Origin of the sequence: Streptomyces iconiensis (assembly GCF_028657195.3) — a bacterium.
GTDB classification, from domain to species: Bacteria; Actinomycetota; Actinomycetes; order Streptomycetales; family Streptomycetaceae; genus Streptomyces; species Streptomyces iconiensis.
On sequence record NZ_JANCPR020000051.1, the window covers coordinates 58,850 to 67,797 of the forward strand.

Sequence of the window (8,948 nt, forward strand, 5' to 3'; positions counted from 1 at the left end):
CTCCCTGGCCCCTGGCCCCTGGTCGGAAGGGGTCCTCGCAACCGATGCCTCGATGAGAAGGAGCATCTGTCATGCACGACAACGGCACGGCACACGCCGCCGGCAAGGTTCCGACCCGTTCCCGCAGACTCCTCCGGTGGGCGCACCGCCGGCGCCGTACCGCGCTCAGCCTCTGGTTACGCGGTGCCTGCTACGGAGCAGGTACCGGCGCGGTCAGCTTCGCCACCTTCTGGCTCCGGAACCACATGTGACCCCGTGCCCCCTCACCCCGGCGGGCCGTCAGCCACCGGCGACCGTCAGACGGCCCGCACCCCGCGTCGGCCGACCCGCCGGGCCGCCCCCCGTACGGGCGAGCCGATGCGCGCCGGGCGCTGCCGCGCGTGCCGTGGCCGTACGGGGGGCAGGGCGGCCGGTTCCGGGTCGGGCCGTGTGGGGTCGAGGGGGCGGAGGGGCCGTGCACGGGGCTCCGGGGCGGCGGTCCGGCTCGCCCGCCGCCGTACCGGTCCCGGCACGCGCGCGCTCGCGGGGCTAAAAAGAGGAGGCACCATGCCGGGCCGTTTCCGTGCGGGCACCGCCGGTACCCGGTGCGTCCGTACGGTCTTCACGGCCCGCCGAGAGGAGCGTTCCGCCGTATGCCCTCACACCAGGCCCAGCGCGCGCTGGCATCCGTACGCGCCGTCGTCTTCGACACCGACGGGGTCCTCCTGGACTCGGCGCATCTGCACGAGGCCGCGTGGAAGGCCGCCTTCGACCCGCTGCTGGAAGGCCGCGGCGACCTGCCGGACGAGGCACGCAGACCGTTCAGCGAGGAGGACTACCGCCGCTGCGTCGACGGCAAGTCCCGCCTCGACGGCGCGGCGGCCTTCCTCTCCTCGCGCGGTGTCGCGCTGCCGCAGGGCAGCCCGGACGATCCGCCGGGAGAGGACAGCGTGCGGGCCGTCGCGGCGCGCAAGGACGGGCTGTTCAGCGAGCGGCTGCGCACCGGGTCCGTCGAGGTGTGGCCCGGAACGCTGTGGCTGCTGCGGGTCCTGGAGGGAGCCGGCGTTCCGTGCGCCGCCGTCTCCGCCTCGCGTCACGCGCGCGAACTCCTCGGCCGCGCCGGCCTGATGGGCCTGCTGCGCACGCTTGTGGACGGGCAGGAAGCCGCGCGGCTCGGACTCGCGGGCAAGCCGTCGCCCGACCTGTTCCTTGAGGCAGCCTCACGGCTCGGCACGCCGCCGGGCGGGACGGCGGTGGTCGAGGACGCGCTCGCCGGAGTCGAGGCCGGGCGCAGGGGCGGCTTCGCACAGGTCATCGGCGTGGACCGTACCCAGGACCCCGCCAATGCCGCCGATCTGCGCGCGTACGGCGCCGATCTCGTCGTGAACGACCTGTCCGAGCTGCTCGACCCGGCACAGCGGGCGGCGTGGGAAGCGGCGCAGCAGCAGGACGCGGCGCGGCGGAAGACGGCACGGGACGAAGAGGCGCGGGAGGGAGACACGTGACGGACTGGCTCTGGGAGTACGAGGGGTACGACCCCGGTGAGGAGCGGCTGCGCGAGGCGCTGTGCACCCTCGGCAACGGGTACTTCGCCACGCGCGGCGCCGCACCGGAATGCGAGGCGGGACCCCATCACTACCCCGGCACCTATGCGGCGGGCTGCTACAACCGGCTGGTCTCCGAGGTGGCCGGCAGGCAGGTCGAGAACGAGGACCTGGTCAACCTCCCCAACTGGCTCCCCCTGCGCTTCCGTTTCCCCTCGGACGACGGCAGCTTCCCCTCGGAGGACGGCAGCCGTGCGGCCACCTGGTGGTCACCCGACGAGGCGCCCGGCCCCCTCGAACACCGGCTCTCGCTCGACCTGGCGCACGGCACCCTCACCAGGCGGCTGCGCGCGCGGGCACCCGACGGGCGGACGCTGGCCGTCGAACAGGTGCGGCTGCTGCACATGGGAGACCCGCATCTGGCCGCGCTGCGTACGACGTTCACGGCCGAGGGCTGGTCGGGCGGACTTGAGGTCGAATCCGCGCTCGACGGGACCGTGCGCAACACGGGCGTCGAGCGCTACAGCGCCCTGGCAGGCCGGCACCTGTGCGACGTCGAGACGGGCGAGGCGGCGGGCATGGGCGAGGCGTGGAATCCGGGCGAGATGCCGAAGCCGGACGAGGTGGGCGGGGCCGGGCAGGGCACGGTCTGGCTGCGCTGCCGCACCACCACCTCGCGCCTGGGCATCGGCATGGCAGCGCGCACCCTCGTCTCCCCGCCGCAGGCCCCCGGCACGACCGCGCTGTCCGGTGCGCGCGCCGCGCAGCGGGTCACGCTCGCGCTGCGCGACGGCGAGCCGGTCACCGTCGACAAGACCGCTGCGCTGTTCACCTCGCGTGACCCGGCGATCAGCGAGCCCGCGACGGCCGCGTGCGAACTGGTGCGCGGCGCCGACGGATTCGAGGGGCTCCTCGCCTCGCACCACAGGGCGTGGCGCCACCTGTGGGAGCGTGCCGAGCTGGACGTACCCGGCGAGGCCGGGCACATCCTGCGCCTGCACCTCTTCCACGTGCTCCAGACGCTCTCCCCGCACACGGCGGTGCTCGACGCGGGCGTTCCCGCACGCGGGCTGCACGGTGAGGCGTACCGAGGGCACGTCTTCTGGGACGAGCTGTTCGTGCTGCCCTACCTCAACCTGCATCTGCCCGAGGTCTCCCGCGCCCTGCTGACGTACCGGCACAGGAGGCTGCCGGCCGCCTGCCGCGCGGCGGGCGAGTTGGGGCTGCGCGGTGCGATGTACCCGTGGCAGAGCGGCAGCGACGGCCGCGAGGAGACCCAGACGCTGCACCTCAACCCCCGCTCGCAGCGCTGGCTCCCGGACGCCTCGCACCTCCAGCGGCACGCGGGATCGGCCGTCGCGTACAACGTGTGGCGGTACGCGCAGGCGACGGGGGACAGGGAGTTCCTGCACGCCGAGGGCGCCGACATGCTGCTGCGGATCGCCCGCTTCTGGTCGCTGGCGGCGGAGTACGACCCGGACGAGGCCCGTTACCGCATCCGTGGCGTCATGGGGCCCGACGAGTACCACGAGGCGTACCCGGGAGCGGAGAAGCCGGGGCTGGACGACAACGCGTACACCAACCTGACGGCGGCCTGGGTACTGGCCCGCGCACTCGAACTGGCAGCCGCGCTCCCCGAGCCGCGCAGAACACAGCTGTTCGAGGAGATGGCGCTGGACGCCGTTGAGCTGGAGCGCTGGGAGGACGTCTCACGGCGGCTGCGGGTGCCCTTCCACCGGGGCGTCATCAGCCAGTTCGAGGGGTACGGCGAACTGGCCGAACTGGACTGGGAGGGCTACCGCGCACGGTACGGCGACATCCGGCGGCTCGACCGGATCCTGGAGGCCGAGGGCGACTCCGTCAACCGGTACCAGGCGTCCAAGCAGGCCGACGCGCTGATGCTCGGCTACCTCTTCCCGTCGGCCGAACTCGCCGCGCTCTTCCGCAGGCTGGGCTACCGGCTCGACGACGAGCTGTGGCGCCGCACCGTCGACCACTACCTGCCGCGCACCAGCCACGGGTCCACGCTCAGCGGCCTCGTGCACGGCTGGCTGCTGGCGCGCGAGCGGCGCCCCGAGGCGTGGGCGTACGTCCAGGAGGCGCTGCTCGGCGATGTCGCCGACATCCAGGGCGGCACCACGCCGGAGGGCATCCACCTCGGCGCCATGGCCGGCACCCTCGACCTCGTCCAGCGCGGCCTGCCCGGGCTGGAGATCCACGACGCGGCGCTCTGCCTTGACCCGTCCCCGCTGCCCGAGCTGTACGCGTACGGCTTCTCGGTCCGCTTCCGCGGGCACTGGGGCGTCGGTATCCGGGTGCGGTCGGAGACGCTGGAGGTGTCCGTACCGCCGACGGCCGCCGGGCCCCTCACGGTGGGCCTGCCCGACCGCACGGAACACGTGGCACCCGGTGAGTCCCGCAGCCTCGGCCTCCCCGCGGGCCCGCCGGCCATCCGCCCCGAAGGACACGTACCGGGCCTCAGCTGACGGGTTCGTCCGTCGTCACAGGGGCGGCCGGGCCGCCGCCGCCGGGCGCTGCCCGGCCGTCGCTCAGTCCGAGGCCCGCAGCGGCGGCGGCTTCGAAGGAGTCGTCGATCGCGACGACCTCGCGCCCGCTCGCCGCGAGCACCGAGGCGGCGATGGCGGCGCGCATGCCGCCGGCGCAGTGCACCCACACGGTGCCGCCGGGTATCTCGTGCAGGCGTTCGCGCAGCGTGTGGACCGGGATGTGGACGGAGCCCGCTATGTGTCCCTGGGCGCGTTCGGAGTCCCGGCGCACGTCGAGTACGACCACGCCGTCGCGCGCCCTCCCGCCGGGGGAGAGGCCGGTGGCGAGGTCGGCGAAGGTGGCGCGGGGGAAGGACGCCGGTGTCTCTCCCTCGCGTACCCAGGAGGCGGGCGATCCGGTCGCCGCAGAGGCGGGCCTGTCGATGCCGACGCGCGCCAGTTCCCGCTGCGCGTGCGCGAGCTGTTCCGGAGATGCGGCGAGCAGCGTGACCGGCTTGCCCCACGGGATCATCCACGCCAGGTAGGTGGCGAGCTGCCCCTCGGCCTCGAAGTTGAAGGACCCGGCAACGTGCCCCTCCGCGAAGGCCACACGGTGACGCAGGTCCACGACCCACTCGCCGGAGGCCAGCCGGCCGGCGATCTCGGCGGGGTCGGCGACGGGCGGCGGTGTCAGGTCTATGGGGTCGGGCCCCGAGGCGTTGGCCGGCGCCATGTGCGCGTAGTAGGCGGGTACGTCCTCCAGCCCGGCGAGCAGGTCGGCGACGAAGGCGTCCACGTCCTTGGCGAGCGCGTCGTTGATCCGCTTCTCGCGGCCGATGGTGCTGGAGTCGCCCGCCGCCGCCGTCGCCGAGCAGAAGCTGCCGAAGCCGTGCGTGGGCAGCACGCTGGTCCCGTCGGGCAGTTCGGCCGCGAGCCGGTGCGCCGAGGCGTGCTGGGCCCGCGCGAGCTGTTCGGTCAGCCGGGGCTCGACCAGGTCGGGGCGGCCCACGGTGCCGATCAGCAGCGAGCCGCCGGTGAAGGCAGCGACGGGCGAGCCCTCTTCCTCCAGCACATAGGAGGTGTGGTGCGGGGTGTGCCCGGGGGTGGCGATGGCACGCAGCGTCAGCCCGCCGTCGAGGTCCGCGGTGTCGCCGTCGGAGACGGGCACCCGTGCGAAGGAGACGCGCGCTCCCGAAGGCACCAGGTACGAGGCGCCGGTGACGCGGGCCAGCTCCAGCCCTCCGGTCACGTAGTCGTTGTGGACATGGGTCTCGGCGACGTGCGTGATCCGCACCCCGCGCAGAGCAGCGGCGGTGAGGACCCTGTCGATGTCCCGGGGCGGGTCGACGGCGACGGCCGCGTGCTCTCCTCCGGCGAGGTATCCGCGGTTGCCGAGCCCTTCCACCTCGATGGTGTCAACGAAGAACACGGGACACTCCTTTCGTACGGTTTACCCCTGGGGGTATACGTCCGACCGTAACACCACACCCCCCGGGGTATATTTCCCGGTCCCGCTCCCGCGTACCCCCGCGCTCCGCCGTCTCGTATGGCGACCACCGAGCGGGACTCGTGCCACCCGCACGTACCCTTCTGGTCAGCCCTGTTCGACGGGTGTGCCAGCGACCGAGCGACTGACGAGGATGATGCCCGTGGATGCCAACACCCGTATCGAAGCCGTATACGCGGAGGTGCTGCGCCGAAATCCCGGTGAGACCGAGTTCCACCAGGCCGTGCGCGAAGTGCTGCACAGCCTGGCTCCCGTACTGCGTCAGCGGCCCGAATACGCCGAGGCCAAGCTCGTCGAGCGGCTGGTCGAGCCCGAGCGTCAGGTGCTCTTCCGCGTCCCGTGGACCGACGACCGCGGCGAGGTCCACGTCAACCGCGGCTTCCGGGTGGAGTTCAACAGCGCCCTGGGCCCGTACAAGGGCGGGCTGCGGTTCGTGCCCGACCTCGGCCTGGACACGGTGAAGTTCCTCGCCTTCGAGCAGATATTCAAGAACGCGCTGACCGGGCTCTCCATCGGTGCGGGCAAGGGCGGGGCCGACTTCGACCCCAAGGGCCGCAGCGACGCCGAGGTCATGCGCTTCTGCCAGTCGTTCATGACCGAGCTGCACCGTCATCTCGGCGAGCACACCGATGTCCCCGCGGGCGACATCGGCGTCGGCACCCGCGAGATCGGCTACCTCTTCGGCCAGTACAAGCGCCTCACCAACCGCTACGAGGCGGGCGTCCTCACCGGAAAGGGCATCGGCTGGGGCGGTTCGCACGCACGGACGGAGGCCACGGGGTACGGCACCGTCCACTTCGTCCGCGAGATGCTCGCGACCCGGGGCGAGGACCTCGCCGGCCGCCGCGTCGTCCTCTCCGGCTCGGGCAACGTCTCCCTCTTCGCCATCGAGAAGGCCCAGGCGCTCGGCGCGCAGGTCGTGGCCTGCTCCGACTCCTCCGGTTACCTCGTCGACGAGGACGGCCTCGATCTCGACCTCCTCAAGGAGATCAAGCTGGAGCGCCGCGCCCGTCTCGACACCTACGCCGAGGCCCGCGCCCGCGCCGTCTTCTCCACCCGCGGCTCCGTCTACGACGTGCCCTGCGACATCGCCCTGCCCTGCGCCACCCAGAACGAACTGGAGGAGGCGCACGCGGTCAGCCTCGTCAAGAACGGAGTCAAGGCCGTCGCCGAGGGCGCCAACATGCCCTGCACCCCCTACGCCGTCGAGGTCCTGCGCGAGGCAGGCGTCCTCTACGGCCCCGGCAAGGCAGCCAACGCGGGTGGCGTCGCCACCTCCGCGCTGGAGATGCGCCAGAACGCCGCCCGGGTGTCCTGGACCTTCGAGGAGACCGAGACCCGCCTCGCGGCCGTCATGCGCGGCATCCACACCGACTGTGTCACCGCGGCCGAGGAGTTCGGCGAGGCCGACGACTACGTACTCGGCGCCAACGCCGCCGGGTTCTTCCGCGTCGCCGAGGCCATGCAGAGCCAGGGCGTCGTCTGACCCGCCCCCGCGCTCCCCTCCCCGCCCGTACGAGAGGGCGGGGGAGGAGCGCGGCACCGGTCCCGGCGGCGCGCGCCGCGCTACGGGATGCGGTACTCGGCCACGAACCGTTCCGGAAAGCGCTCGGGCGCCTCGTGCCATGCCGCGAGGACACGTTCGGCGAAGGTGACGCCCGAGGTGACGACCTCATGGAGCGGATCGAGGCAGGCCAGCGCCTCGGGGCGCTCCAGCCCGGCGGCGATGCGCGCCCGCAGCCCCTCCGTGCTCAGCCGCAGCAGCTCGGCCGCCGTCTCCCGTACGGGGCGGCCGTCGAACTCCGCCGCCATGCCCCGGCGCGCGATGTCGTCCAGCGCGGCCAGATGCCGCTCGCGGCTCACATGGCGCAGCATGTCCCGCGCCGCCGTACGGGACGGCTCGTGGTAGGTCAGCCCGCTCCAGAACGCGGGTACGGCCATCAGCGCGTACCAGGGCGGCCCGTCAACGGCCCGCACCTCCAGCGTGGCCCGCAGCCGCACATCGGAGAAGATCTGCGAGAGGTGCGCCCGCCAGTCCCCCAGGTCGGGGAGGGTGCCGTCCTCGAACCCTGACCTGATCAGCGTGCCGAAGGGCACGGGTTCCACCGGTCTGCACCCGCCGTCCGGAGTCGCGCGGTGGATCATCGGCAGGGTCAGCGCCCAGTCGATGAACCGCTCGATGTCGAAGTCCTCGCGCAGCGTCACAGGGATCACGCGGGTGCGCGCCGGATCCGTACGGCTCCGGTAGTGCATGCGGTGCGAGAGGAACGAGGACGGACGGCCCGCGTACACCGGTGCGTTCACGAAGAGCGCGGCTGCCGGGGTGGAAGCGGCGGCCTGCATCGTCAACTTGGCGGCGAGATCGGCGGGGGAGAGGAAGTCGAACGAGGCTTGCGTCGACAGCGTCATCGACATGAGGTGCGACCCCCAGCACCCCGCTTCGCCCAGGCTCGCGAAATGGCGGCGCATGAGGGGGGTACGCGCATGCGGCACCCAGTTCACCTCCTCGAAGGGGGTACAGGGATACAGCGCGCCCGGCACCAGAGCGAACCCGAACCGGCGTGCTGCGGCGGCCAGTTCACGCAGCGCACCGGCTGTGTGCTCGGCCAGGTCGGCCACGCGGGTGGCGGGCCGCGAGGAGAACTCGACGGCGCCGCCGTGCTCCACCGAGACCGTGCCGCCGCCGGGCAGCCGCACGCCGACGAGCGCGCCGTGGTCCAGCTCGGGTTCGGCTCCGGGAAGGGAGCTGAGGAAGTCCAGGTACGCGCGGACTCCGTTCTCGCCCGCGTAGGGAACGGCGGCGCCGGTCAGCGGATCGAGAGCCGCCGTCTCCACCTCGACTCCGACGAGTTCGTCCCCACCGCGCTCCTCGAAGACGCTGCGGAGTGCGGACCGGGAGAGCGGGGGCGTGACGGAGGCGATCGGCATGGCACACCTCGGGATGCGTCGGCGGGGGAGGAGACGGGGAAAGGGAACCATCCCGGATGCGGAAGTGAGGAACGCGCGCGAAGGGCGGCCGGCGAGCAACCCCTTCAGGCGAGCGGGCCCGAACTTTTGTGCTGCGCACGCCGGGTGACGCGCTGCTCGTGCCCCAACTGCCCGCCCCCGGAGCCGGGTTGAAGAGACTCAGAGCGCCGGAGGTGACTCCGCGTGTACCGGGTCCGGGGCGTTGTGGGCGCGGCGGTAGGCCAGGGGGGACAGGCCCACGTGCATGTGGAAGTGCTTGCGCAGCGTGACGGGGTCGCCGAATCCGCTGGCCGTGGCGACGCGTGCGACGGTCAGGTCGGTGGACTCCAGCAGTCGCTGTGCCTGGTTCAGTCGGCGCTGCAGCACCCACTTGAGCGGGCTCATGCCGACCTCGCCACGGAACCGCCGGGTGAACGTGCGCACGCTCATGTGCGCGTGCCGGGCCATGTCCTCCAGGGTGATCGG

General features: G+C 72.8%; 7 protein-coding genes. 4 read left to right on the plus strand and 3 right to left on the minus strand.

What is annotated here, in order from left to right; translation table 11 throughout:
- The first annotated feature begins 71 nt into the window (after positions 1 to 71).
- The 3 genes from NMN56_RS35320 (at position 72) to NMN56_RS35330 (ending at position 4,009) form a co-directional block, all read left to right on the plus strand.
- Positions 72 to 251: a hypothetical protein gene (locus NMN56_RS35320; protein ID WP_274041247.1), complete on the plus strand. Its 180-nt coding sequence runs from the start codon at positions 72 to 74 to the stop codon at positions 249 to 251.
- Between the two features lie 381 nt (positions 252 to 632).
- Positions 633 to 1,484 (plus strand): HAD family hydrolase, encoded by an 852-nt coding sequence (locus tag NMN56_RS35325; RefSeq protein ID WP_274041246.1) that lies wholly within the window; start codon positions 633 to 635, stop codon positions 1,482 to 1,484.
- A complete protein-coding gene (locus NMN56_RS35330; RefSeq protein ID WP_274041245.1) occupies positions 1,481 to 4,009 on the plus strand; it encodes a glycoside hydrolase family 65 protein in 2,529 nt (842 codons plus the stop codon). The genes NMN56_RS35325 and NMN56_RS35330 overlap by 4 nt, the downstream gene beginning before the upstream one ends.
- Here the strand turns inward: NMN56_RS35330 and NMN56_RS35335 are convergent.
- Complete coding sequence (locus NMN56_RS35335; RefSeq protein WP_274041244.1) at positions 4,002 to 5,438, minus strand: MBL fold metallo-hydrolase; 1,437 nt, start codon at positions 5,436 to 5,438, stop codon at positions 4,002 to 4,004. The two genes, NMN56_RS35330 and NMN56_RS35335, sit on opposite strands and share 8 nt — an antisense overlap.
- Positions 5,439 to 5,649: 211 nt before the next feature.
- On the opposite strand from NMN56_RS35335, the gene gdhA reads away from it, so the two are divergent.
- On the plus strand, positions 5,650 to 7,002 hold the full coding sequence (gdhA, locus tag NMN56_RS35340; RefSeq protein ID WP_274041243.1) for an NADP-specific glutamate dehydrogenase: 1,353 nt from the start codon (positions 5,650 to 5,652) through the stop codon (positions 7,000 to 7,002).
- 80 nt (positions 7,003 to 7,082) lie between these two features.
- On the opposite strand, the gene NMN56_RS35345 is transcribed toward gdhA, so the two are convergent.
- Together NMN56_RS35345 and NMN56_RS35350 are read right to left on the minus strand one after the other, a co-directional pair.
- Positions 7,083 to 8,444, minus strand: coding sequence for a glutamate-cysteine ligase family protein (locus tag NMN56_RS35345; RefSeq protein WP_274041242.1), 1,362 nt, complete (start codon positions 8,442 to 8,444; stop codon positions 7,083 to 7,085).
- Between the two features lie 198 nt (positions 8,445 to 8,642).
- The coding region (locus tag NMN56_RS35350) for a helix-turn-helix domain-containing protein (protein WP_283742543.1) at positions 8,643 to 8,948 on the minus strand (306 nt) is incomplete at its 5' end.